Source organism: Kaistia sp. MMO-174, assembly GCF_037147815.1.
GTDB lineage: Bacteria > Pseudomonadota > Alphaproteobacteria > Rhizobiales > Kaistiaceae > Kaistia > Kaistia nematophila.
In genome coordinates this window covers 213,272-238,448 of record NZ_JBBCUO010000004.1, presented here as the reverse complement: position 1 = coordinate 238,448, position 25,177 = coordinate 213,272, and the positions used below count along the sequence as shown (strand labels likewise).

Here is a 25,177-nt window from a genome sequence, read left to right as displayed (position 1 = left end):
TCCGATGGCCAGCTTCTTCATCGACCGCCCGATCTTTGCCTGGGTTCTCGCCATTGTCGTCATGCTGGGCGGCCTGCTCGGCATCTACAACCTGCCGATCGCCCAGTATCCCGAGATCGCGCCGACGACGGTGCGCATCTCCGCCACCTATCCCGGCGCCAGCGCCGAGACGATCGAGAATTCGGTGACCAAGATCATCGAGCAGGGCATGACCGGGCTCGAGAATCTCGACTACATGTCGGCTTCCAGCTCGTCTTCCGGCCAGGCCTCGGTGCAGCTCACCTTCGCCAGCGGCGTCGATTCCGACATCGCCCAGGTGCAGGTGCAGAACAAGCTGCAGCTGGTGCAGTCGCAGCTGCCCGATGCGGTTGTGGCGCAGGGCATCACGGTGACCAAGTCGACCTCCAGCATCCTGATGGTCGGCGCGCTGGTCTCGACCGATGGCAGCCTGTCGTCAGAAGACCTCGGCGACTATTTCTCCAGCCGTTTCGAGGACACGATCAAGCGCGTCAGCGGAGTTGGCGACGTCAATGTCTTCGGATCCGGATATGCGATGCGCATCTGGCTCGATCCGAACAAGCTCGCCAAGTACCAGCTGATCCCGAGCGACGTCGCAACGGCGATCGCGGCCCAGAACAAGCAGATCTCGGCCGGCCAGCTCGGCGCGCTGCCCAGCATTGAGGGCCAGCAGCTCAACGTCACGATCACGGCGCAGAGCCAGTTGCAGACGCCGGACCAGTTCCGCAACATCATCCTGAAGACGAGCACTGACGGCTCGATCGTCCATTTGAGCGATGTCGCGCGCGTCGAGATCGGTTCGGAAAGCTACACCAGCAGTTCGCGCTTCAACGGCCTGCCCGCTGCCGGCTTTGGCATAAACCTCGCCACCGGCGCTAATGCCATCGACACGGCCGCTGGCGTCGAGGAAGTGCTCACCAAGCTGTCGGCGAGCCTGCCGTCCAACATCAAGGTCGTCACGGCCTATGACACCACCCCGTTCGTCAAGCTTTCGATCGAGAAGGTGATCGAGACGCTGATCGAGGCCGTCGTCCTCGTCTTCATCGTCATGTTCATCTTCCTGCAGAGCTTCCGCGCCACGCTGATCCCGACGATTGCCGTGCCGGTCGTGCTGCTCGGCACCTTCGCCGTGCTCTCCTTCGCGGGCTATTCGATCAACACGCTGACCATGTTCGCCATGGTGCTGGCGATCGGCCTGCTCGTCGACGACGCCATCGTGGTGGTCGAGAACGTCGAGCGCGTGATGGCGGAAGAGGGGTTGTCGCCGCGCGAGGCGACGAAGAAGTCGATGGGCGAGATCACTGGCGCGCTGATCGGCATCGCCCTGGTGCTGTCGGCCGTGTTCGTGCCGATGGCCTTCTTCTCCGGCTCGGTCGGCGTCATCTACCGCCAGTTCGCGGTGACGATCGTCGCGGCCATGGTGCTGTCCGTCTTCGTCGCCCTGGTGCTGACGCCGGCGCTCTGCGCCACCATGCTGAAGCCGTCGAGCGGACATATGGAGCGCAAGGGCTTCTTCGGCTGGTTCAACCGCACCTTCGATCGCGGCGCTGACCGCTACCAGCGCGGCGTGCACGGCATCATCCGCCGGCCGCTGCGTTCCTTCGTCGTCTATCTCCTGATGTGCGCGGGCGTCGCCGTGCTCTTCAGCAAGCTGCCGACCTCCTTCCTGCCGGAAGAGGACCAGGGCGTGCTGATGACGTCGATCCAGCTGCCGGTCGGCGCGACGAGCGCGCGGACGCTGGAGGTGGTGAAGCAGGTCGAGAACCATTTCCTCACCCAGGAAAAGGACTCCGTCGACAGCGTCTTCGTCGCCCTCGGCTTCGGCTTCAACGGCAGCGGCCAGAACTCGGCCATGGCCTTCGTCAAGCTGAAGGATTTCGAGGAGCGCAAGGCCAAGGACCAGTCCGCGTCGGCGATCGCCGGCCGGGCGATGGCGGCGTTCTCGGGGATCCGCGATGCGCAGGTCTTCGCGCTGTCGCCACCGGCCCTGCCCAATCTCGGCAATTCGAACGGTTTCGAGATGTATCTGCAGGATTCGGCCGGCGCCGGCCAGCAGCAGCTCGCGGCGGCGCGGGACCAGTTGCTGGCGCTGGCGCGCGAGAACCCGAAGGTGAGCGGCGTCCGCCAGGGCGGGCAGGAGGATCAGGCCGAATTCAAGATCGACATCGACCAGGCCAAGGCGCGCGCCCTCGGCATCGATCTCGGCGACATCAACGACACGATCTCGGTCGGGTTCGCCGGCAGCTATGTCAACGACTTCATCGACCGCGGCAAGGTCAAGCCGGTCTACCTGCAGGCCGACGCGCCCTTCCGCATGCAGCCCGACAATCTGAACGACTGGTTCGTCCGCAATGCCAGCGGCGAGATGGTGCCGTTCTCGAGCTTCGTGTCGACGGACTGGACCTATGGCTCGCCCAAGCTCGACCGCTACAACGGCGTTTCGGCCGTCAGCATCCAGGGCTCCGCCGGCAGCGGCGTCAGCTCGGGCACGGCGATGAACGAGATGCTGGCCATGGTCGAGAAGCTGCCGAGCGGCTTCACCGCCTCCTGGACGGGCCTTTCCTATCAGGAGCAGCTTTCCGGCAACCAGGCGCCGGCGCTCTATGCGATCTCGATCCTGGTCGTCTTCCTTTGCCTGGCGGCGCTCTATGAGAGCTGGTCGATCCCGTTCTCGGTCATGCTGTCGGTGCCGATCGGCGTGCTCGGCGCGCTGGTCGCCGCCAAGCTGTTCGGACAGGCGAACGACGTCTACTTCAAGGTCGGCCTGCTCACGACGATAGGCCTCGCTGCCAAGAACGCGATCCTGATCGTCGAATTCGCCAAGGACCAGCAGGCGGCGGGCAAGGAACTGGTCGAGGCGACGCTCAGTGCCGCGCGACTGCGCCTGCGGCCGATCCTGATGACCTCGCTCGCCTTCATCTTCGGCATCCTGCCGCTGGCGATCGCCACCGGCGCAGGCTCCGGCGCGCAGAACGCTGTCGGCACCGGCGTGATGGGCGGCATGCTGGCGGCGACGACGATCGGCATCTTCTTCGTGCCGCTGTTCTATGTCGCGGTCCGCCGGCTGGCGGACTGGCGCTCGGCGCGGAAGACGAAGGACACGCCGGCGGCGACCGGAAAGCCGGTCTGACGGCCAAGGAATGCAAGGCGACGGCGCAGGCTCTTTCGAGCCCGCGCCGTCGCTTCGTTTCGGCCTAGCGCTCGACGCGCTCCCAATCGGGGCCAGGATTGAAGCTGCGGATTTGCGGCGCGACGCGGCTGGTCGTGGCACCGAGGTTGCGCTGGTAGACGTCGCCGCGCTGGTCGCACAGGAACGTCATGATGCCCGTCTCGCCCCAGGTCTCGGGATAGGCGACGAGCGCGAATCCGGCCAGCATCCTGTCCTTGACCAGATAATTGTAGGCGCCGCCCGGCGCGGCGGGGCCCTGCCGCGTCAGGATGCGATAGTGGTAGCCGTGATAGGAGCCGGGAAGCGCCGGGTCCTTGCTGGCGTGAACGGCAGCGGCGACGATCCGGTCTCCAAGCGGGCTGCGGTCGGTCGCGGTCTCGGGCGCCCAGTAGAGGCCGTCATGCCGGCCATCCGAGCTGACCAGGCGGCGGGCGAACTGCTGGACCGGCTGGTTGTCGTGCAGCGTGCGGAAATATTCGTTCTGCGCGGCGACGTAGTCCGCGCAGGCGCCGATCGCTACCAACTCGTTCTGTCCGATCGTCATGTCGGCGATCCGTTCCTTGCCGGCGTCGAGGTCGAAGGCCCAGCCGCCCGCGACCTGCTTCAGCGGAATCGGGAACGGCCAATGATCGGCGCCGTAGGTCAGCACCTTGGCTCCTCCGTCGCCGTCGGTGACCGCGCTGCCGTCGCCCGCGAGCACCAGAAAATCGGACAGACGCTGCTTGTCGACCGCCTCGTCGCCGGACGCGATCAGTTCCCTCGCGCCGTCACCGAAGATCTTGTCGAGCATGCCTCTTTCCGGCGCCTTGGCGGCGGCGACGAGGGCGGTGGAAGCGGCCTCCGGCGAGGGAAAGACTTCCTGCGCGCGGGCCTGATGGCTGAAGAGGACGACGCCGGCAAGCAGGGCGCCAAGCGTGGACAGGGCTTTCTTCTGCATGACCGTTCTCCTCAGTGCCGACCGCGTCCGCCACGATGCATCTGGCGACCGCCGCCGCCGCCGCGATGCATCTGGGGCCGTCCGCCTCCGCCGCGGTGCATCTGCTGCGGTCGCCCGCCGCCGGAATGGGCCTGCGGCCTGGGCGGTGACTTCCGGCTGGAGGCGCCGCGGTTGGAGATCGCCTTGGATCCCTTGCCGCCCACCTTGGCGTTGCTGAAGGCGGTGTCTTTGGCGGGCTTTTTCACCGCCTTGTTGGCGCCGCCGGCGGGGCGCTGCCCCTTGTTGGCGACAGCCGGGCGATCCGGACGATCCGGACGATTGCCCGCGTTCGGGCGATTGCCGATGTCCGGGCGGTTGCCGGCATTCGGGCGATCGAGGCCCGGACGATTGCCCACCCCGGGGTGGTTGCCGCCGCCCGGTCCGTGCGGGCGATTGGCGAGGCCGGGCTTGCTGCCTTGGCCGGGCCGGTAGCGGTCGCCGTCGGGACGCCAGGGGCGCATGCCACCGCCGATGTTGATGTCGTTGCCGATGTTGATGTTGTTGCCGCCGCCCGGGCGATAGCCCGGATAGCCCGGCCAGCGCGGCGGGTAGACCCAGCCATGCCCCCAGTCCCAGGCATTGTCGATGGCGATGCCGACGGCGACGGCGGTGCCGAAACCGATGACCCCCGCCGCGAGCGCGCCGCCATTGTCGTAATAGACCGTTGCCGGATCATAGGTCGGTACATAGATGACGCCCGGATCGGCCGGCTCGATGGCGACATACTGGTTGCCACCCTGTTCCTGGACGGTGACCTTCTGTTCCTTGGTGGTCTTGAGCGATCCGGCCTTCTGCGCTTCCAGGCGCAGCGTCTGGATCATGGCGGCGACGTCGTCCGGCTGGCTCACGAAGGCGTCGCCGAGATCCGTCGTCATGTCGAGGTCGTCGTTCAGCTTGGCGATGATATCAGGGAAGCGGACCAGCGCCTTGACGGTCGGGTCCCAGCCCTGCGTATCGGCGCCGGAGAAGTCGCCCTTGGCGACAGCGGCCTTGTTCTTGCCGATCCAGCGGGAAGCCTGCACGATATCAACCGGATAGGCGCAGGCGGGAAGCAGTTGCGCCAGCAACGCATCCGGGTAGAGCGCGATGGGCGCCAGGAGCTTGCGCAGTTCGTCCTGCGTGAACACGTCGCTCGGGGCGGCCTCGTCAGAGGGCGCCTCGGCGGGCGCGGCCGCGGCTGGAGCGGGCTGGGCCGGCGCTGGGCTCTCCGGAGCCGGCGCCTGCGTCGTCGGCGTTTCCGCCGCTCGAACCGATATCGTCGTCGTGGCGAGAGAGGTTGCCGCGAGCAAGATGAACCCGATCGCCCGCAAGCCGGCGCCGCTTGACCTAGCAAGCATCTGCATTTCCCCCAGGGGTCCAGTGTCACCAGAACGGCAATATTGCCTTACGACATGGTAATTGCCAAATCCAATGTTTAAGGATGGAAAATACTTATTTAGAAAATTCCTTTGAACTGGTTCCAGTCAATCAGGGGGACTTCACAATCCTGGCGTCTCCCTCTTCCTTCCTCTGGTAGAGGCTCCGCCGGAGCAGGCTGGATGCGGGTGCGTGCCGCCGACCACGGCTTCGTCAGGACCTCGCGACAGGCGGCCGCCGCCGCAATCGCGATGGCCGCGTCAGCGCGTCGAGATCGAAGACCTGGTCGATCAGTTCGTCCGGCAGCAGCGGGTCCTCGGCGAGGAGTTCGCGCAAGGTCTTGCCGGTGGCCAGGATCTCCTTGGCGAGCTGGGCGGCCCGCTCGTAGCCGATCAGCGAGACCAGTCCGGTGGCGAGCGCCGTGCTCGCCTCGAGGTTCTTGCGGCAGGTCTCCGGATTGGCGGTGATGCCGGTGACGCATTTCGTCGTCAGCGTGTCGATCGCGTTGGTCATCAGCGACAGCGATTGCAGCAGGCTGAAGACGATCACCGGTTCCATGGCGTTGAGCTGCAGCTGACCCGCCTCGGCGGCCAGCGTCACGGTCAGGTCGGCGCCGATGACATGGAACGCCACCTGGTTCACCACCTCCGGGATGACCGGATTGACCTTGCCCGGCATGATCGAGGAGCCCGGCTGCTCGGGCGGCAGGTTGATCTCGCCGATGCCGCCGCGCGGGCCGCTCGACAGCAGGCGTAGATCATTGGCGATCTTCGACAGCTTCACTGCCGTCCGCTTCAGCGTGGCGGAGAACAGGACGAAGGCGCCGGTGTCCCAGCAGGCCTCGATCAGGTTCTGCGACACGACGAAGGGCCGGTTCGTCAGCATGCCGAGTTCGCGCACGACGATCGCCGCATAGGCGGGGTCGGCGGTGATCCCGGTGCCGACGGCGGTGCCGCCCAGATTGACCTCGAGCAGCAGTCGCGACGCCTCCTCGATCCGTTGTTCGTCCTCGCGCAACGTGACCGCGAAGGCCTGGAACTCCTGGCCGAGCGTCATCGGAACGGCGTCCTGCAGCTGGGTGCGGCCGAGCTTGATGATGCTGGCGAACTCACTCCCCTTGGCGTCGAAGGCAAGGGCGAGCCGCTCGAGCGCCTCGGAGAGGCGGCCATAGCTCATCAGCAGCGCCAGCCGGATCGCGGTTGGATAGACGTCGTTGGTCGATTGCGACAGGTTGACGTCGTTGTTGGGGTGCAGCGTCGCGTAGTGGCCGCGCGGCTCGCCGAGGATCTCCAGCCCCCGATTGGCGATCACCTCGTTGGCGTTCATGTTGGTCGAGGTGCCGGCGCCACCCTGGAAGACGTCGAGCAAGAACTGGTCGTCGAACCGGCCGGCGATCATCTCAAGGCAGGCCTGCTCGATCGCCGCGAATTTCTCGTCCGGGAGATCGCCCAGCTGCCGGTTGGCGCGCGCGGCAGCGAGCTTGACCATGGCGAGCGCGCGGATCAGCTCCGGAAAATGGCGGATCGGCGTGCCGGAGATCTGGAAATTCTCCATCGCGCGGGCGGTTTGCGCGCCGTAATAGGCGTCGGCGGGGACGGAGACCGGACCGAGCGAATCCTGCTCGATGCGATGGAGCGGCGCGGTCGGGGCTATCGAGGGCATGCTGGATCCGATCGATCAGCTGCGAGGGCTCCATTGGACACGCAAGTTCATGCGGCGGCAAGCGGTCCGGCGACGCCATTGCGCCTCGCGGTAGTGGCGGCGTCGTAACACAATCTTCAGCAGCTTTGGCCATACGAGATTAACCAAGACGTTCGGACGGCGATTGCAGTCCGGGGCGCCTTGCCAGTCGAGTATGCGTTCCGGAGTAATCCTGCCTTGATGCGACGTCAGACCGCCAGCGCGCTGGCTGCCTCTCTTCTTTCCCTCGCCGTCATTGTTTCCGCCCATGCCGCCGAGCGGCGTCCCTATGGCGATGTCGACCTCGTCATCGAGCTCGGCGCCGGCGGCAAGGTCGAGCCCCGCTTCCTCGGCTCGAAGGACCTGCTGTTCTCGCCCTATCCGATCGTTTCGATGTCCTATTTCCGCCTGCCCGGCGTGTTCGAGCTCGGCGGCGGCCCGAAGACGGCGCTGAATTTCGGGCCGTCCTTCCGCATCATCGGCGAGCGCGACCCCAGCGACGAGCCGGGCCTCGCCGGCACGCGAAAACTCGACGCGACCTATGAGCTCGGCGTCAAGGCCGGCTATGAGTTCAATTTCGATCCCGTCTATGGCGCGGAAGTGCTGGGCGAGATCCGCGGCGCCTTCGGCGAGGCGAGCGGCGTCGTCGGCAGCTTCGGCGCCGACGCCATCGTCCGCCCGACCAAGCAGGTCGAACTCAAGATCGGACCACGCGCGAATTTCGGCTCCAGCGGCTTCACCGGCACCTATTTCAATGTCTCGGAGGCCGAGAGCATCGCCAGCGGCGGTAACCTCGCCGCCTATGACGCCGGCGGCGGCATCTATTCGGTCGGCCTCAAGGCGTCGGCGCGCTACGAGTTCAAGCCGGACTGGTTCCTGAACGCGGATGCCGGCTATGACCGCTTCGTCGGCGACGCCAAGGACTCGCCGATCGTGGCGACCGCCGGCAGCGAGAACCAGTTCACCGTCGGCCTCGGCATCTCGAAACGTTTCTCGGTCGACCTGTTTCGCGACTGAGGCCTGACTTTTCTCCCTCGAATTCCGGTCGCCTCCGCTTGACGCTGGGGCGGGCGGCTGCTCGACTTAAGCCCGAGCAGAAGCGCCGAAGGCGCCGGCCAAAAGGTCATGGGAGAGAGACGATGACACTTCGCAGGGGCGCCCTTGTCGGGTGCGGTTTTTTCGCGCGCAACCACCTGAATGCCTGGGGCGAACTCGCCGACCGCGCTGAAATCGTGGCGGTCTGCGACGTCGACGGCGAGAAGGCGGCAGCCGCCGCGGCCGATTTCAACATCCCGGCCTTCTATACCGATTTCGAGAAGATGCTGGCGACGGAGAAGCCCGATTTCGTCGACATCGTCACCACGGCGCCGTCGCACCGGGCGCTGGTCGAGGCCTGCGCCCGACATGGCGTGGCCGCGGTCGTGCAGAAGCCGCTGGCGCCCGACTGGGCCGATTGCTGCGCGCTGGTCGACGCCATGGACAAGGCCGGCCGGCCGCTGATGGTGCATGAGAACTTCCGCTTCCAGGCACCGCTGCTGCGCGCCGCCGAGATCGCCCGCTCGGGCGCGCTGGGCGAACCGACCTGGGGCCGTTTCGCCTTCCGCACCGGCTATGACATCTACAAGGGCCAGCCCTATCTGGCCGAGGTCGATCGCTTCGTGCTGCTCGATATCGGCGTGCATGTGCTCGACGTCGCGCGCGTCTTCATGGGCGAGGCGACAAGCGTCTATTGCCTCGGCCAGGCGATCAAGCAGGGCATCAATGGCGAGGACCAGGCGACGGTGATGATGCGCCATGCCAACGGCGCCGTCAGCGTTTCCGAATGCAGCTATGCGAGCCGGCAGGAGCCGGACCTGTTCCCGCAGACGCTGATCCACTTCGAAGGCACCAAGGGTTCGATCCGGGTCGAGGCCGATTGCCGGCTGGTCGTCACCTCGCCGGAAGGCAATTTCACCGAGATCGCCAAGCCGAAGCCGCTCTCCTGGGGCGGCGAGCCCTGGCTGCTGATCCAGGATAGCGTCGTCTCGACCCAGCGCCACTGGCTCGACAGCCTCGACGCGGGCAGCGTTCCGGCGACCTCCGGCCACGACAATCTCAACACCTTCGCGCTGGTCGAGGCAGCCTACAAGTCCATCGAGACGGGCGGGCCGGTCCAGCCGGAAACGTTCGAGGCAGTGCCGGCATAACGCCTTTCGCCCGATCCGGCGTCGCCTGTTCCAAGGAACCGGGCGGCGCCGGCAATTCCGTTTCTTGGAAGTCGCGCCCGGTCCGGCGATGATTGCGCTCATGCAACGAGCGGAGATTTTCGACATGGCCAGCCCGACGAACAGCCCGGCTTCCGCCGCGCCGAGCGGCTGCGGCACGTGCCGGAACTGCAGCTCGCTGTTCTGGGGCATCGGCGCGGCCAGCGGACTTCGCTGCGTCGGCGAGGCCGGCAAGGGCAGGGCGGTTCGCTGAAGGCGGACGCACCGCGTCCAGCTCCGCCGTCCTCCTCGCCTTCGCGAGGATGACGCCGGTTCAACGAACTTCGCGCGTCCCGAGAGGGGGAAAGCAAGCCCCTCACCCAACCCTCTCCCGCGAGCGGACGAGGGTTTTTCGGCCGGCATCCGTTATCGCTTCCGTGGCAGGCGGGCTCGCCCCCTCTCCCGTTTGCGGGAGATGGCGGGGGTGAGGGTCTTCAGGCGGGCATTCGGAATGGTGCGGGCAGGGTCGTCGGACGAATGTTCGACGCCTCAGCTCACCAGCAGCGCGTCGTCGTCGAGCGTCTGGCCGCCGCGGGCCTTGCGGAACATCTCGATCAGGTCCTCGATCGTCAGGTTTTTGCGGTTGTCGCCGACCACGTCGAGAATGACCTTGCCGCCATGCAGCATGACGGTGCGGGTGCCGTAATCGAGCGCCTGGCGCATCGAATGGGTGACCATCATCGTCGTGAGCTTGTGCTTCTCGACCAGGGACTGGGTCAGCTCCATCACGAACTCGGCCATGCCGGGGTCGAGCGCGGCGGTATGCTCGTCGAGCAGCAGCACCTCGCTGCCGGCGAGCGTCGCCATCACCAGCGACAGCGCCTGGCGCTGGCCGCCGGAGAGCAGGTCCATCCGGTCGTCCATGCGGTTCTCGAGGCCGAGCTTCAGCTCCGAGACGCGCGAGCGGAATTCGTCGCGCCGGTTGCTGCCGATGGCGAGGCCGAAGCCGCGACGGCTGCCGCGCGCGGCGGCGAGCGCCAGGTTTTCCTGGATTGTCAGCGCGCCGCAGCTGCCGGTCAGCGGGTCCTGGAAGACGCGGGCGACATATTTCGCGCGCTGGGCGGTAGCGATCCGGGTGACGTCGCGGCCGCCGATGGCGACGCGGCCCGAGGTCGGGATGACGTCGCCGGCCAGCACGCCGAGCATGGTCGACTTGCCGGCGCCGTTCGAGCCGATGACGGTGACGAAGGAACCCGCCTCGATGGCGAGGTCGAGGCCGGACAGCGCCTGCTTTTCGAGCGGCGTGCCGCGTCCGAAGACGACGGAGAGGTTGGAAAGCTCGATCATGCCGTGGCCCTCCCGCGGCGAAGGCGTGGCAGGACGAGCGCGGCGGCGACGAGCACGGCGGTGACGAGGTTGAGATCCGAGGCCTTGAGTCCGAGGATGTCGCTCGAAAGCGCGAGCTGGATGGCGATGCGGTAGAGCACCGAGCCGATGACGCAGCCGATCAGCGCCCAGATGATCAGGCGCGAATGGAACAGCGTCTCGCCGATGATCACCGCGGCGAGGCCGACGACGATGGTGCCGACGCCCGAGGTGACGTCGGCGAAGCCGTTGGTCTGGGCGAACAGCGAGCCGCCGAGCGCGACGAGCGCGTTGGAGAGCGCCATGCCGAGATAGATGTGCAGGCTGGTGTTGACGCCTTGCGCCCGCGCCATGCGCGGATTGGCGCCGGTCGCCCGCATGGCGAGGCCGAGGTCGCTGGCGAGGAAACGCCAGACCAGGAAGACGGCGATGACGACCAGCACGCCGACGAAGAGCGGGCGGACATAGAATTCGGAAAGGCCGTGGCCGAAGAACGGCGTCAGCATCGTGTCCTGGTTGATCAGCGCGACGTTCGGCTTGCCCATCACGCGCAGATTGACCGAGAACAGCGCGATCATCGTGAGGATCGAGGCGAGCAGGTTCAGGATGCGGAACTTGACGTTGAGCGTTGCCGTGACGAGGCCGGCGGCGGCGCCCGCCGCCATGGCGACGGCGGTGGCGAGCCACGCGTTCCAGCCGGCGATGATCAGCACGGCCGCAACCGCTGCGCCGAGCGGGAACGAGCCGTCGACCGTCAGGTCCGGGAAGTCGAGGATGCGGAACGCCAGGTAGACGCCGAGCGCCACGAAGGCGAAGACGAGGCCGAGTTCAACCGCGCCGAGAAAGGCAATGAGGCTCACGAATGCGGCCCTTCCGCTGAGGCAGACCGATCGTCGACGAGCGGCCTGGTCTTGTGTCGATGCTGGACGCGGCATGTACCGCCGCGTGAACGCAAAGGGAAGGCCCGGCGCGGGGCCGGGCCTTCCTTTTGATTACTTGATGACCTTGGTGGCGCGGTCGACGATCGACTTGGGCAGCGTCAGGCCGATCTTCTCGGCGGCGGCCGGGTTGATCACGAGATCGGTGCCGGCGGCGACGTTGATGTCGATGTCGCCGGCCTTCTCGCCGTTCAGGATGCGCACGACGATGGCGCCGGTCTGCTTGCCGACGTCATAGTAGTTGAAGCCGAGCGCCGCGACGGCGCCGCGCGAGACCGATTCGGTGTCGGCGGTGAAGAGCGGCAGCTTGCTTTCGACGGCGACGGCGACAGCCGATTCCAGCGCCGAGACGATGGTGTTGTCGGTCGGCACGTAGATCGCGTCGACGCGGCCGGAAAGCGCGCGGGCGGCGTTCTGCACTTCCGACGAACGGGTGGCGGGCGACTCGACGACGGCGATGCCCTGCTCGGCGCCATACTTCTTCAGCAGCTCGACCAGCGTAACCGAGTTGGTCTCGCCCGGGTTGAACAGCACGCCGATGGTCTTCACCGAGGGGATGATTTCCTTGATCAGCGCGACGTGGTCGGCGACCGGCGACAGGTCGGAGAGGCCGGTGACGTTGCCGCCCGGCTTCTGCAGCTGCTTGACGAGCTGCGCGCCGACCGGATCGGTGACGGCGGAGAAGACGATCGGGATGTCGCGCGTGGCGGAAACCACGGCCTGCGCCGACGGAGTCGAGATCGGGACGATAACGTCCGGGCCGTTGCCGATGAACTGACGGGCGATCTGCGCGGCGGTGCCGGGATTGCCCTGGGCCGACTCGTAATTGAAGGTCAGGTTCTCGCCGACCTTGAAGCCGGCCTCGCCGAGCGCGTCCTTGACGCCGTCGCGCACCGCGTCCAGCGCGGGATGCTCGACGATGGCAGTGACATCGACGGTGACGTCGCGCGCGAGGGCGGGCTGGACGAAGGCGAGGGTCGCGATCGCGGCGGCAGTCAGGAACTTCATCAGTAGGCCCCCCTTGGTGGCTCATTGGAATTTGTTTGTTCGGTCAAAAGGTGAAACCAGCCCCCGGACCATAAGTCAACATCGATGCCGGTTTCCGCCGAACGCGGGTCGCGGCGAGGGCTGTTTAGCGCTGCGCGGCCTGGCCTCCAGCGGCGGTGATGACGCCGACGATGATGAGGCCGGTCAGAAGCAGGCGCACGCCGGCGCTGACGCCGAAGGTGTTGAGCATGGTGAGCAGCAGAACCAGGAACAGCGAGGCGCCCCAGATCCCCGGCACGTTGGCCTTGCCGCCGGCGACCGAGGTGCCGCCGATGACGACGACGGCGATCGAGCTCAGCAGATATTCGTTGCCGATATCGACGCTGGCGCCGCGGAAATAGCCGGCGAGCAGGGCGCCGTTGATGCCGCCGAGCGCGCCGGACAGCGTGTAGGTCAGGAAGCGGATGCGCTCGACCGGAATGCCGGCGAGCCAGGCGGCGCGCATGTTCTGGCCGATCGCCAGCACCGAGCGGCCATAGATCATGCGTTGCAGGGCGATGCCGGCGAGGCAGGCGAAGAGGACGCCGCCGATGGCGAGGATCGGGATGCCGAGGATCTGGATATTGGTGAAATCGGCGAAGGCCGGCGGCGGCTTGATCTGCAGGCCGCGGCCATAGGCGATGTCGATCGACAGGACGATGAAGCTTGACGACAGGGTGGCGATGATCGGCGGGATGCGCAGCACGCGGATGAGGAGGTAGTTGGCGGCGCCGACCGCCGTGCCGCTCGCCAGCGCCGCCACCAGGCCGACGGCGATCATCGCATTGCTGCCGCCCATCACTTTCATGGCGACGGCGCTGGCGAGGCCGATATTGGCTGGCAGCGACAGGTCGACATTGCCGGGACCGAGCGTGATGACGAACATCTGGCCGATGCCGACGATGACCATGAAGACGGCGAGCGACAGCGCCGCCGTGATCATGCCGCCGGCGCCATAGCCGCCGGTGAAGGTGATGGCCGCGAGCCAGACCACCAGCGCGCCGATGAACGACCAGATCCAGGGCCGGGCGAGAAGGGTGTTGATGCCGTTCATCGGTCGCCCTCCCGGCGGCTGATCAGGGCGCGCGCCGCCAGCACGATGATCAGGATGGCGCCGTTGGCCGCCACCTGCCAGTCGGGCGGAATATGCATGAAGGTCAGCAGCGGCGAGGCGGCGAGCGCCAGCGTCAGCGCGCCGATGACGGCGCCGATCGGCGAGACGCGGCCGCCGACGAACTCGCCGCCGCCGAGAATGACGCCGGCGATCGCCAGCAGCGTGTAGCCGTTGCCGAGATTGGCGTCGGCGGATGTGGTGATGCCGACCAGCGCCATGCCGGACAGAACGCCGAACAGGCCCGTCAGCGCGAACATCGTCACCTTGGTCTTCAGGATCGACCAGCCGGCCCGGCGGATCGCCTGGGCGTTGCCGCCGGTGCCGCGCAGCACGGCGCCGTAGGAGGTCCGCATCAGCGCGACATGCACGCCGAGCGCGATGACGACCGCCGCGATGATCGGGAACGGCACGAAGGGCGGCTTCAGGCTCATGAAGCCCTGCAGCCAGTCCGGCGTCTTGCCGCCTGGTTTCGGCAGCATGAGCACGGCCAATCCCTGCCAGACGAAGCTCATGCCGAGCGTCACGACGATCGACGGCAGGTTGCGCAGGTGGATCAGCGCGCCGAGGGCGGCATAGACGCCGATCGAACCGAGCAGGACGACGATGCCGAGGAGCGGCGCATCGCGAAGCCAGGTGGCGGTGACGCAGCCGACGAAGCCGACAAAGGTGCCGATCGACAGGTCGAGCTCGTTGACGGTGATGACGAACATCTGCGCGATCGTCGCGAGCGCGATCGGGATCGCCAGATTGAGCATCAGCGAGAAGCCGAAATAGCTGATCGCGCGCGGGTTCAGATAGGCGATCGCGATCAGGATCAGCACCAGCGACAGCGCCGGCAGCAGGGCGCGGAGCGCGCGGGCGAAGGCCGGCGAGCGCCAGCCGGCGCGGGCGAGCGGCTCGGAAGGAGGGGCGGCGGCGCTCATTGGGTATGCTCCCGCGCGGCTTCCGGTCCGCCTTCCTCGAAGGAGGACTGGATCACCTTCTCCTCGGTCAGCTCGCTCTGCGCGAGGTCGGCGACGATGCGGCCATTGCGGAAGACATAGACGTGATCGCAGTTTTCCAGCTCGTCCATCTCGGTCGTGTACCAGAGGAAGGTGCGGCCCTTGCGGGCCTCTTCGCGGATGAGGTCGTAGACCTCGAGCTTGGTGCCGATGTCGACGCCGCGCATCGGATCGTCCATCAGCACGATGCCGGCGTCCGAGCCGAGGGCGCGAGCGAACAGCACCTTCTGCTGGTTGCCGCCTGAGAGCGACAGGATGTTGTTGTCGAGAACCGGCGTGCGGATGCCGATCTTCTGCTGCCAGGCGCGGGCGAGCGCTTCCTCGCGCTCGGGCGAGAGCAGCAGCCCGCGCCGGAGGCTGGCGAGCGAGCGGATGCCGATGTTCTCGGCGATCGACCAGAGCGGAAAGATGCCGTCGGTCTGGCGGTCGCCGGCGACGAGCGCCACCGGGGCGCGGACCGCGATGCCGGCCCGGCGCGCCGTCGAGGCGCGGTAGATGTCGAGCAGCAGCCGGGTCTGGCCGTGGCCGGCGAGGCCGGCAAGGCCGATGACTTCGCCCTGATGCGCCACCAGCTCGGCGCCGGCCGCCTGTCCGCGCGGCCGGGCCTGCACCATGACCGGCGTCTCGCCGCGAGCCCGGGCGGCGGCGCCGGCCTTGTCGCGGTGCTTGGCGCCGCCCATCGTCGCCACCAGACGGTCGCGGTCGAAGGCGGCGGCGGCGTCGGCCGCGACCACCTTGCCGTCGCGCATGACGACGACCCGGTCGCAGGTGGAGAGGATCTCGCCCAGCATGTGCGAGATCAGGATCGAACTGATGCCCTGGCCGACGGCGCGGCGCACGAAGGCGAGCAATTGTCCCGCGGTATGGGCGTCGAGCGACGAGGTCGGCTCGTCGAGGATGACGAGATGGAGCGGGTCGTCGGTGACGGTGAAGGCGCGCGCCACCTCGACCATCTGGCGCTGGCCGATGGCGAGGTCGCCAACGACGTCGGACGGGTCGATGCCGTGACCGGGGAAGATCTCGTCGAGCTTGGCGCGGATCAGGGCAGCCGACCGCCTGCGCCAGCCGATGCCACGCAGCGACGCATGCGTGATGCGGGCATTCTCCGCCACCGTCAGGTTGGGACAGAGCGACAGTTCCTGGAACACGCAGCGAATGCCGAGCTGCTGCGCTCGCGCTACCGAATAGGCGGTCTCCTCGTGGCCGGCGATGGTGATGCGGCCACGATCGGCCCGGCCGCTGCCGGCCAGGATATGCATGAGCGTCGACTTGCCGGCGCCGTTGTGGCCGACCAGCCCGACGCAGGCGCCGGCATCGACCGTGAGGTCGACGCCGTCGAGCGCGCGGACGGCGCCGAAATGTCTTTCGACGCCGTCCAGCCTTACGATGGCAGAGCTACCCTCGGACATTCCAACCCGCATTCACCCAGACAGAGGGAGGGCGAGATCCCGGCCTACTTGATGTTGGCCTTGATCGCCGCGATCGCGTCGGCCTGCGTGTATTCATGTGTGGCCACGCCGCCCTCGGGGATGTTCGGCAGGGCCGCCTCGAAGTCTTCCTGCGTGAAGGCGAGGTAGGGCACCAGCAGGTCGTGCGGGATGTCGGTGCGGCCGTCGAGCACCTGCTGGGCGACCCAGAAGGCGAGCGAGGAGACGCCCGGCGCGATCGACGAGGACCACGTCTGGTAGCCGTCCTTGGCCTTCTGCTCCTTCCACCAGGCCAACTCGTCCTGGCGGTTGCCGAGAATGATGGTCGGGCGCGGCTTGCCGGCGGCGGCAAAGGCCTGTGCCGCGCCATAGCCGTCGCCGCCCTGGTCGACGATTCCGACGATCTCGGGCAGCGAGGGCAGCACGGTGGCGACGGCCTTCTGCGCCGTCGTCTGGTCCCAGTTGCCGGTGACCGAATTGACGATCTTGAACTGCGGGTTGGCGGCGATTCCTTCGAGGATGCCGGCGTGGATCTCCTCGTCGATCGAGGTGCCGGCGAGGCCGCGGATCTCGAGGAGATTGCCGCCCTTGGGCTGGAACTTCGCCATCTGGGCGACCTGTTCCTTGCCCATCGCCTTGAAGTCGACGACGACCCGGTAGGCGCAGGGTTCGGTGACGATGCCGTCGAAGGAAACGACGACGATGCCGGCGTCGCAGGCCTGCTTGACGGCGCCGTTGAGGGCGTCGGGCGAGCCGGCGTTGATGACGATGGCGTCATAGCCCTGCAGGATCAGGTTCTGGATCTGCGCCGCCTGGGTCGGCACTTCCTGATCGGCGGTGGTGAAGACGTCGGACGCGGCGACGATGCCGTCGGCGACCGCCTTCTTGGTGATGATGTCGTAGCTCTTCAGCATCGCCTGACGCCAGGAATTGCCGGCGTAGTTGTTGGAGAAGGCGATCTTCTTGCCGGACGTGTCGGCATGGGCGGCCCCGGCCATCAGAACCAGGGCAAGGGTAGCCAGAATGGGCAATTTTCTCATGGCGCATTCCTCCCGGAGCCAGTCGCTTCAGCGCGTCTCTTTGCGGCTCGCAACGCAGGCTCTCATAGGCGGAATGGCCGGTCAATCGGATTGGCCGGCTCCGGGTCGGCTGACCCGACGCGTCGGAATAGCGTCTTTTCAGTCAATGCCTTAGATTGCATCTGCCGCAACGGAAAGTTCCGCTCCGGCAGGCGGATCAGCGCATGCTCTCGATCAGTTCCTCGGCATCGGCGTCTGCGTGCCGGTTTGCGAGCTGGAAAGCGGCCTCGGCGTCGCCGCTACAGATGGCGTTCACCAGCGGCTCGTGCAGCTCGATGATGTCGAGCGGATCGTGGTAGAACTTGTCGGTCAGGCGCAGGAACATCCGCGTCTGACCCTCCAGCCGGTTGTAGACCTCCATCAGGCGGCGGTGGCCGGAGATCTCGATCACGGTGCGGTGGAAGTCGAAGTCGAGTTCGGTCAGCCGCGCCCGGTTGCCGGTGCGCGCGGCCGTCCGCATTGCCTGCAGCAGTTCTTCCAGCGCCTCGCGGCCCTGGTCGTCGATCCGCTTGGCGGCGAGGCGCGCGCCGAGCGATTCCAGCGCCTCGCGCAGCATCGAGATCTCGTAGACGTCGCTCTTCTCGACGGTGATGACGAAATTGCCGCGCCGGGGCCGGTACTCGACCAGGCCCTCGGCCTGCAGGAACTTCAGCGCGGCGCGGATCGTGCCCTGGCTGACGTTGAAGCGGGTGGCGAGCTCCAGCTCGATCAGGCGCACGCCTGGGGCGAATTCACCATCCAGGATGGCGCTGCGCAACGCGTCGCCGATCTCGGCTTCGAGACTGGCATGCGTATCACCGGATACGGGCTTCTTGGTCTGGCGGCCCATCATCGGATCGTTCCTGTACGCGGCGGGTGAGAGGTGGTGCCGAGGCGGCGCCCGTCCGTCGGTCGTTCTGTCGCTGGCCATGCGGCGGGAATCGTTTCCCGCGACGCCGGCCTCCAAGCGTAGCTTGCCTTCATGCGCTCCAGCCAGTTCCGAGCGGATCGTTTGCCTGTCGGGTGTTGAAAACTAACAATAAACGATATTCCGACCACGACTAGGCCGAGCGTTCCTTCGTCCCGCATCCTGTGCGCGATTCCTGTCTCAGGCTGCGGCTCAGGGTGGCAGGCAATTTCCTGTCCTTTTCGACTGCCATTTTATCAATAATCGATATTGACACTAGTTCTAACTCGCAGGATCTTGCGCGGCGTCCGCCAGGCTGTCGTGAGACGGCGAAACGGACGGCATGAGAGCCGCCGCCATACGCGTGGCGCACGCCCAGCAGGAGAGCCAGGTGTCGTCGATATTTTCCCGGGATTATGCAGCCGAGCTCCCGACCGCCGTCCGCGGCGAAGGCGTCTATCTCTATGACGCGGACGGAAAGGCCTATCTCGACGGCATGGGCAGCGCCGGCGTGGTCGGTATCGGCCATGGCCGCACCGAGATCTACCAGGCGCTGGCGGCGGCCGGCGACAAGGTGACCTTCGCCTATTCGGCCCAGTTCACGACGCCCTGGCAGGAAGAATTCGGCAAGTCGATCCTCTCCGTCGCACCGAAGGGGATGCAGTCGGTCTATTTCGTCTCCGGCGGCTCCGAAGCGAACGAGACGGCGCTGAAGCTGGCCCGCCAGTATCATCTGGAGCGCGGTGACACGCAGCGCCAGAAGATCATCTCGCGCTGGCAGAGCTATCACGGCGTGACGATCGCGACGCTGTCGCTGTCGGGCCGCACCAGCTGGCGTGCGCCCTACACGCCTTACATGCTGCCGGTGATCCACATCGCGCCGCCCTACGAATATCGCTGCGCCTATTGCAAGGACAAGGGCGGCTGCACGCTCGACTGCGCCGACGAACTGGAGCGCGCGATCAATCTCGAGGGACCGGAGACCGTCTCCGCCTTTTTCGCGGAGACCATCGTCGGCACCACCGCCTCGGGCCTGGTTCCGCGTCCCGACTACTACAAGCGCATCCGCGAGATTTGCGACCGCTACGGCATCCTGTTCGTCGCCGACGAGGTTCTGGCCGGCTATGGCCGCACCGGCCGGCCGTTCGCGATCGAGGACTGGGACGTCGTTCCCGACATGATCACCTGCGGCAAGGCGATCGGCAGCGGCTACGCGCCGCTCGGCGCCGTGCTGATCAACGACAAGATCACCGACTTCTTCCGCGACAGCCGCAAGCGCTTCGTGCACGGCTTCACCTATAGTGGTCATCCGACCTCGTGCTTCATCGGCCAGCAGGTGTTCGACATCATGTCGTGGGAGGGCCTGTTCACGCGCGCCGGCACGATCGGCAAGTATCTGCACGACCGGCTGGACGCGCTGCAGCAGCGCCATGCCTGCATCGGCGAGGTGCGCGGTCGCGGCCTCTATGGCGGCGTCGAATTCGTCGCCGACCGCGCGACCCGCGCGCCGTTCCCGGCCGAGAAGAACTTCACCTCGCGGCTTGTCGCGGGCATGAAGGATCGTGGCGTCATCGTCGGCGGCGGCGTTCCCGGCGCCAATTTCGGCCAGGGCGGCGACCATATCCAGATCACCCCGCCCTTCATCGTCAGCGAGGCGGAAATCGACGTCATCGTCGACGCTCTCGACGAGACCATCGGCGATATCGCGTGATGGCGTCGGGGTCTGCGATCGCTTCCGTCTTCCCAAGCGTGGCCTTCGCGGCATACATGCCTGCGTATCGGGCAAGGCATGCGGCGGAGATTGGCTTGCAGACTATCAATAATCGAGTATCGTTTCTTGTCACATGCTCAAGCAACGAGACTGGATCGGACTGCGCAGGCGGGCGCGTGCGCATGACGCGGCGTGCCCGGAACAAGAAAAACCACTGAGGGAATAGCGAATGTTGAAGACGCTTCTTGCCGCCGTCTGTGTCGCGGCGATCTCCACGGTGTCGGCCCAGGCCGGCGTCTCGGTCCGCATCGGCGGTGCCGGTTCCGACGACAGCCCGGACACCAAGGCCATGCAGGTGTTCAAGGAGAAGATCGAGGCCGATCTCGGCAGCGACGTTTCGATCGAGCTGTTCCCCGGCTCGCATCTCGGCACGGTCGACGAGATGGTGGAGCAGGTGAAGGGCGGCGTGCTCGAGTGCATGTATGAGAGCGTCGGCGACCTCGGCTCGTTCCATCCGGCCGCCAATGCAGAGGGCGTCGCCTATCTCTATCGCGACGAGGACGATTTTTTCCGCATCTGGCGCGGCCCGATCGGCCAGGAGATCATCGAGTCGATCGCCAAGGACGCCGGCTTCCGCGTCATCGGTCCGGCCTTCCACGGCTTCCGCCAGTTCCTGGTGACCAAGCCCGCCGACAGCCTCGACGACCTGCAGGGCCGCAAGATCCGCGCCCCCGGCATCCCTGCCTATATCGAGTCGATCCGCGCACTCGGCGCCAATCCGGCGACAGTTCCGTTCGAGGAAGTCTACACGGCGATCCAGCAGGGCGTCGTCGACGGCGTCGAGCAGCCGCTGGTCGCCATCAAGGACAAGCGCTTCTACGAAGTTGCCAAGCATCTCGTCATGACCAACCACATGGCCGAGACCATGGGCTTCATGTGCAACGAGGACTGGTACCAGAAGCAGGACGAGCGCGTTCGCGCCGCCTTCCAGAAGGCGGCTGAATCCAGCGCCGACTGGTATCGCGATTACACGGACAAGTCGCAGGCCGACGTGCTGGCCTCGCTCGTCGCCGAGGGCGTGGTCGTCCACAAGCCCGACCTGGCGCCGTTCATCGCCAAGGCCGCGACCGCGAACTACGATCCGGCCCTGCAGCCGATCATCGCCAAGATTCGCGCCTCGCAGTAAAGCACCAGGCCCGCCGCCACGGCGGCGGGCTTCTCCCTGGGGGTAAGATGACCAACGTCCTCGTCCGGATCGGCGATGTTCTGCGCCGGCTTCTCAGCTTTCTGGTCGGGGCCATGCTGCTCGCGATCGTGCTTCTCGTCTGCGTGCAGGTCTTCTCGCGTTACTTTATCGGCGCGGCGACGCCGGGGATGGCGGAAATCTCCCGTCTTCTCTTCATCTGGCTCACCTTCCTCGGCGCCGCCCTGCTGATCAGCCGTCGCGAACTGATCGTCATCGACTTCCTGCACGACCGGCTGAACGCCGACCTGTTCAAGCGGCTCGGCGTCGTGATCGATCTCGCCACCGCCGCCTTCCTCGTCATGCTGATCGTCTATGCGCGCCATCTGATGATCGTCGTCGGCCAGAAGATCGCGCCCGCGACGGGGCTGCCCTTCGCCTGGTTCTACGGCTCGCTGATCGCCTTTGCAGGGCTCGGCCTGTTCTTCGTTATCGAGCGCATCCTGACGCCGCGCCAGTCGGCGTTGCGCGAAGCCGCCTTCAGGGCCCAATCCCAGGGCCACGGCGCATCGACCGAAAGCTCCGCATCATGATCATGCTCGGCGTTCTCTCCGTCACCTTCCTGGTGCTCGCCCTGCTGGCGGTTCCGATCGCCATCGCGCTCGGCGTCTCCGCGCTGATCATCATCGCGATCTGGGGCATGCCGGGCTTCATCCTGGCGCAGAAGATGGTCAACGGCATCGACTCTTTCCCGCTGCTGGCCGTGCCGTTCTTCATCCTCGCCGCCTCGGTGATGAATTCGGGCGGCATCACCACCCGCGTCGTCGACCTGTTCTCTTCGGCGCTCGGCCGCATTCGCGGCTCGTCCGGCATCGTCAATGTCGGCACCAACGTCTTCCTGGCCGGCATTTCCGGATCGTCGGTGGCGGATGCTTCCGCTTCTGGCGCGCTGATCATCCCGGAAATGCGCAAGGAGGGCTATTCAGGTGGCTTCGCCGCGGCCCTGACGGCCGGCGCCGCCGTCATCGGCCCGATCATCCCGCCCAGCATCCCGCTCGTCATCTATGGCGTCATCGCCCAGGTCTCGATCACCAAGCTGTTCGTCGGCGCCTATGTTCCCGGCCTGCTCATCGCCTCGGCGCTGATCGCCTATGTCATCCTGTACGCCAAGAAGCACGATCTGCCGGCGCGCGGCCGCAAGCCGTGGGGCGTGATCGGCAAGCAGTTCAAGGGCAGCGCCTGGGCGCTCTCCATGCCGCTGCTGCTGATCGTCGGCGCCAAGGGCGGACTCTTTACCGTCACCGAGCTCGGCGCGGTGCTCGTGCTCTACGCGATCTTCGTCGGCTGGGTGATTCACCGCGAGTTCAAGTGGAGCCAGTTTCCGGGCATGCTGACCGATGCCGGGCTGCAGACCGCCAACATCATGCTGGTCGTCGCCGTCTCGTCCTTCATCGCCTATCTTGTTGTCGTCCACGGCATCCCGCGCGACATCCAGAACCTGCTGCACGGCGCCGACCTGTCGCCCTGGGAATTCCTGCTGATCGTCAACGTCGTCTTCCTGGTCGCCGGCATGTTCCTCGACTCGACGCCGGCGACGATCATCCTGGTGCCGATCTTCCTGCCGGCCGCCACCAGCTTCGGCATCGACCCGACCCATTTCGGCCTTGTCATCGTGCTGAACCTGATGGTCGGACTGATCCATCCGCCGCTCGGCCTCAACCTGCTGATCACCCAGTCGATCGCCAAGGTGCCGATGCGCGAGGTGCTGTGGGCCAGCCTGCCGATCGTCGGCATCGTGCTCTGCGTGCTGCTGGTCATCACTTTCGTGCCGCAGACGGTGCTCTGGCTGCCGCACGCCATGGGAATGAAATAGCCGCTCCGACATCCGGACAGATAAAGGGCCGCTCTCCGGCGTGGAGAGCGGCCCTTTTTGTTTGTCGAGCCGGCGCTGGGTTCAGCCGCGCTTGATGATGATCGCGCCGACGACCACCGAGATCGCGGTCGCGACATAGATCGACAGCGCCGGTTCGACGAAGCGCATCCAGAACAGGTGGATCGCGACGAAGACGACTACGGCGATGAAGATGCGGTCGAACAGGTTGGTGTCGATCGGCAGGAAGCCGTCGGGCCGGACGGCGCGCTTCGGCGCGCCGTTGCCATTCTGGCGGGGCACGGGGGTCTTGATGGAGTCGCTCGCCATCTCGTTCATCCCTTCACGGCGCCGAAGGTGAGGCCGGCGACGATGTGCTTCTGCACCAGGGCCAGGAATACCACGGCCGGGATCAGGGTCAGCATGGCGGTCGCGGCCATTTGGCCCCAGTTGGTGCCGGTGACGGTGACGAACTCGGCCAGGCCCGTGGTGATCGTGCGGGCGTTGACGCTGGTGAGGGTCGCGGCGAACAGATATTCGTTCCAGGCGAAGACCCAGCAGAGGATCGCCGTCACCGCGAGGCCCGGCCGCGCCAGCGGCAGGATGACGTGGAACATCACCTGCAGCGTGCTGGCGCCGTCGACATAGGCCGCCTCGTCGAGCTCGCGCGGGATGGCGTCGATGACGCCGCGCAGCGTCCAGATCGCGAACGGCAGGTTGAACACGCAATAGAGCAGGATCAGGCCGATCCGCGTGTCGAACATCTTCCAGTCGCCGACGACGAAGACCTGCGTGTAGAGCAGGAACAGCGGCAGCAGGAACGCGGCCGGCGGCGCCATGCGGTTGGTGATCGTCCAGAAGAAGATGTTCTCCTTGCCGGTGAGCTTGTAGCGCGACAGCGCATAGCAGGCGAAGAGGGCGAGGACCGTCACCAGGATCGCGTTCGAGCTGGCGATGACGATCGAGTTCAGCATGTACTTCTGGTAGGTCGGGTCGTGGATCGTGTTCAGGTAGTTCTCGGAGAAGAACGACCGGATCAGGAAGCTCGGCGCGCTGAACAGCTCGACGCGGCTGCGCGCCGAGACGACGAACATCCAGTAGATCGGGAACAGCGTCACCAGGCTGGCGGCCAGCCAGAACAGCAGCGACAGGCCAGGGCGGTTGCGTGTCATTCGGGCTTCCTCAGATCGCGGCGGGCGACCAGGCCGGCATAGAGCAGCCAGCACAGGACGATGGTGAGATAGAGCGTGATCAGCGACATGGCCGAGCCGTAGCCATAGTCCGTCTTGGGGAAGACGATGCGCCAGATGTAGAGGCCGATGAAGCGCGTCGCCGAGCCGGGGCCGCCGCCGGTGAGCATCCAGATCTCGTCGACCGTGCGCATCGCATCCATCAGGCGGATGAAGAGGGCCGAGAGGATGGCCGGCTTCAGCATGGGCAGCGTCACGTACCAGAAGGTCTGGTAGCGGTTGGCGCCGTCGATCTGCGCCTGTTCGAACGGCTCCTTCGGCATGGAGGAGAGCGCCGCGAGCAGGGTCAGCGTCACCAGCGGCGTCCAGTGCCAGACGTCCATGATCACGGCGGTCAGGAAGGCCTGGCCGGCGAAGCGGCTGATCAGGAATTCGTAGCCGAACCACTGGTTCAGATAATAGGGGATCGGGCCGAGGCCCGGCACCGTCATCAGGCGCCAGGTGGCGCCGACGGCGACCGGGGCGATCATCAGCGGCAGCGTGTGGATGGTGCGGAAGAAGCCCTTCAGCGGAAAATCCTTCATGAAGAGCTGCGCCAGGAAGTAGCCGAGCACGATCTGGCTGACGACGGCGAAGACGCCGAACTTCAACGTGTTCCAGAGGGCCATCAGGAAGCCCTTGTCGAACACCAGGTGGCGATAGTTCGACAGGCCGCTGAAGCGCATGGTCGGGTCGGCGGCGAAGCTGTTCCAGTCGAAGAAGCTTACCACCAGCACGTAGAGGAACGGGGTCAGGCCGAAGACGGCCAGGATCAGAAGGGTCGGCGCCAGAAACAGCCAGCCGAGTGTTTGGGAGCGCATGAAGCCGTTCCTCGTTGAAACGCGTGCGGATCGCCGCGTCGCCCGCTCGCTCGTGGCGACGGTCGGGCGGGCAGGGGTGGGCCGTGGCCCTCGATCGCGGAATGGGCGGGCCCGGAGAGGGCCCGCCCTGCGCCCCGCCTCCGGC

The 25,177-nt window shown here is 66.4% G+C and carries 22 protein-coding genes; 8 read left to right on the top strand and 14 right to left on the bottom strand.

The genetic code is table 11. The features are described 5' to 3' along the window. The first annotated feature begins 4 nt into the window (after positions 1-4). Positions 5-3,148, top strand: a complete 3,144-nt coding sequence (locus tag WFK98_RS16190) for an efflux RND transporter permease subunit (RefSeq protein ID WP_266338800.1) — start codon at positions 5-7, stop codon at positions 3,146-3,148. A gap of 64 nt (positions 3,149-3,212) precedes the next feature. Here WFK98_RS16190 and WFK98_RS16185 read toward each other — a convergent pair whose 3' ends face one another. The 3 genes from WFK98_RS16185 to WFK98_RS16175 all read right to left on the bottom strand — a co-directional run bounded on the left by WFK98_RS16185 (position 3,213) and on the right by WFK98_RS16175 (position 7,181). Then, on the bottom strand, positions 3,213-4,124 hold the full coding sequence (locus tag WFK98_RS16185) for a DUF2950 domain-containing protein (RefSeq protein WP_336800949.1): 912 nt from the start codon (positions 4,122-4,124) through the stop codon (positions 3,213-3,215). Between the two features lie 11 nt (positions 4,125-4,135). Then, positions 4,136-5,500: a DUF3300 domain-containing protein gene (locus tag WFK98_RS16180; RefSeq protein ID WP_336800948.1), complete on the bottom strand. Its 1,365-nt coding sequence runs from the start codon at positions 5,498-5,500 to the stop codon at positions 4,136-4,138. Between the two features lie 232 nt (positions 5,501-5,732). Further along, positions 5,733-7,181 (bottom strand): aspartate ammonia-lyase, encoded by a 1,449-nt coding sequence (locus WFK98_RS16175; protein WP_336800947.1) that lies wholly within the window; start codon positions 7,179-7,181, stop codon positions 5,733-5,735. 219 nt (positions 7,182-7,400) lie between these two features. Here WFK98_RS16175 and WFK98_RS16170 point away from each other — a divergent pair, with 219 nt between their 5' ends. The 3 genes from WFK98_RS16170 (at position 7,401) to WFK98_RS16160 (ending at position 9,656) form a co-directional block, all read left to right on the top strand. Beyond that, entirely contained in the window at positions 7,401-8,216 is an 816-nt protein-coding gene (locus WFK98_RS16170) for a MipA/OmpV family protein (protein ID WP_266338796.1), read from the top strand. 122 nt (positions 8,217-8,338) lie between these two features. Continuing rightward, on the top strand, positions 8,339-9,385 hold the full coding sequence (locus WFK98_RS16165) for a Gfo/Idh/MocA family protein (RefSeq protein ID WP_266338795.1): 1,047 nt from the start codon (positions 8,339-8,341) through the stop codon (positions 9,383-9,385). 124 nt (positions 9,386-9,509) lie between these two features. Beyond that, on the top strand, positions 9,510-9,656 hold the full coding sequence (locus WFK98_RS16160; RefSeq protein WP_336800946.1) for a hypothetical protein: 147 nt from the start codon (positions 9,510-9,512) through the stop codon (positions 9,654-9,656). A 275-nt stretch (positions 9,657-9,931) separates the two neighbouring features. Here WFK98_RS16160 and WFK98_RS16155 read toward each other — a convergent pair whose 3' ends face one another. From WFK98_RS16155 to WFK98_RS16120, 8 genes are all read right to left on the bottom strand, one after another. After that, positions 9,932-10,729 (bottom strand): ABC transporter ATP-binding protein, encoded by a 798-nt coding sequence (locus WFK98_RS16155; protein ID WP_336800945.1) that lies wholly within the window; start codon positions 10,727-10,729, stop codon positions 9,932-9,934. Next, the gene (locus tag WFK98_RS16150; RefSeq protein WP_336800944.1) at positions 10,726-11,607 is read right to left on the bottom strand and encodes an ABC transporter permease; all 882 of its coding nucleotides are present in this window, start codon (positions 11,605-11,607) and stop codon (positions 10,726-10,728) included. Before WFK98_RS16150 ends, WFK98_RS16155 begins: the two co-directional genes overlap by 4 nt. 132 nt (positions 11,608-11,739) lie before the next feature. Continuing rightward, on the bottom strand, positions 11,740-12,693 hold the full coding sequence (locus tag WFK98_RS16145) for an ABC transporter substrate-binding protein (protein WP_336800943.1): 954 nt from the start codon (positions 12,691-12,693) through the stop codon (positions 11,740-11,742). Positions 12,694-12,817: 124 nt separating this feature from the next. Continuing rightward, entirely contained in the window at positions 12,818-13,765 is a 948-nt protein-coding gene (locus tag WFK98_RS16140) for an ABC transporter permease (RefSeq protein ID WP_336800942.1), read from the bottom strand. Beyond that, a complete protein-coding gene (locus tag WFK98_RS16135) occupies positions 13,762-14,748 on the bottom strand; it encodes an ABC transporter permease (RefSeq protein WP_336800941.1) in 987 nt (328 codons plus the stop codon). The genes WFK98_RS16140 and WFK98_RS16135 overlap by 4 nt, the downstream gene beginning before the upstream one ends. Next, entirely contained in the window at positions 14,745-16,235 is a 1,491-nt protein-coding gene (locus WFK98_RS16130; RefSeq protein ID WP_336800940.1) for a sugar ABC transporter ATP-binding protein, read from the bottom strand. Before WFK98_RS16130 ends, WFK98_RS16135 begins: the two co-directional genes overlap by 4 nt. A gap of 44 nt (positions 16,236-16,279) precedes the next feature. Further along, positions 16,280-17,293 (bottom strand): substrate-binding domain-containing protein, encoded by a 1,014-nt coding sequence (locus WFK98_RS16125; RefSeq protein ID WP_266338787.1) that lies wholly within the window; start codon positions 17,291-17,293, stop codon positions 16,280-16,282. 196 nt (positions 17,294-17,489) lie between these two features. After that, positions 17,490-18,164, bottom strand: a complete 675-nt coding sequence (locus tag WFK98_RS16120) for a GntR family transcriptional regulator (RefSeq protein ID WP_266338786.1) — start codon at positions 18,162-18,164, stop codon at positions 17,490-17,492. 445 nt (positions 18,165-18,609) lie between these two features. On the opposite strand from WFK98_RS16120, the gene WFK98_RS16115 reads away from it, so the two are divergent. The 4 genes from WFK98_RS16115 (at position 18,610) to WFK98_RS16100 (ending at position 22,985) form a co-directional block, all read left to right on the top strand. Next, positions 18,610-19,929 carry an aminotransferase family protein gene (locus WFK98_RS16115; RefSeq protein WP_336800939.1) on the top strand — a complete coding sequence of 440 codons (1,320 nt, stop codon included), beginning with the start codon at positions 18,610-18,612 and terminating at the stop codon, positions 19,927-19,929. Between the two features lie 229 nt (positions 19,930-20,158). Beyond that, positions 20,159-21,115 carry a TRAP transporter substrate-binding protein gene (locus WFK98_RS16110; protein WP_336800938.1) on the top strand — a complete coding sequence of 319 codons (957 nt, stop codon included), beginning with the start codon at positions 20,159-20,161 and terminating at the stop codon, positions 21,113-21,115. 47 nt (positions 21,116-21,162) lie between these two features. Then, positions 21,163-21,705 carry a TRAP transporter small permease gene (locus WFK98_RS16105; RefSeq protein ID WP_266338783.1) on the top strand — a complete coding sequence of 181 codons (543 nt, stop codon included), beginning with the start codon at positions 21,163-21,165 and terminating at the stop codon, positions 21,703-21,705. After that, positions 21,702-22,985, top strand: a complete 1,284-nt coding sequence (locus tag WFK98_RS16100) for a TRAP transporter large permease (RefSeq protein WP_336800937.1) — start codon at positions 21,702-21,704, stop codon at positions 22,983-22,985. Before WFK98_RS16105 ends, WFK98_RS16100 begins: the two co-directional genes overlap by 4 nt. Positions 22,986-23,066: 81 nt before the next feature. On the opposite strand, the gene WFK98_RS16095 is transcribed toward WFK98_RS16100, so the two are convergent. The 3 genes from WFK98_RS16095 to WFK98_RS16085 are packed head-to-tail and all read right to left on the bottom strand — an operon-like array spanning position 23,067 to position 25,032. Next, positions 23,067-23,312, bottom strand: coding sequence for a DUF2160 family membrane protein (locus WFK98_RS16095; RefSeq protein WP_266338781.1), 246 nt, complete (start codon positions 23,310-23,312; stop codon positions 23,067-23,069). Between the two features lie 5 nt (positions 23,313-23,317). Further along, entirely contained in the window at positions 23,318-24,154 is an 837-nt protein-coding gene (locus tag WFK98_RS16090; protein ID WP_266338780.1) for a carbohydrate ABC transporter permease, read from the bottom strand. Then, on the bottom strand, positions 24,151-25,032 hold the full coding sequence (locus tag WFK98_RS16085) for a carbohydrate ABC transporter permease (protein ID WP_266338779.1): 882 nt from the start codon (positions 25,030-25,032) through the stop codon (positions 24,151-24,153). Before WFK98_RS16085 ends, WFK98_RS16090 begins: the two co-directional genes overlap by 4 nt. Positions 25,033-25,177 lie beyond the last annotated feature (145 nt).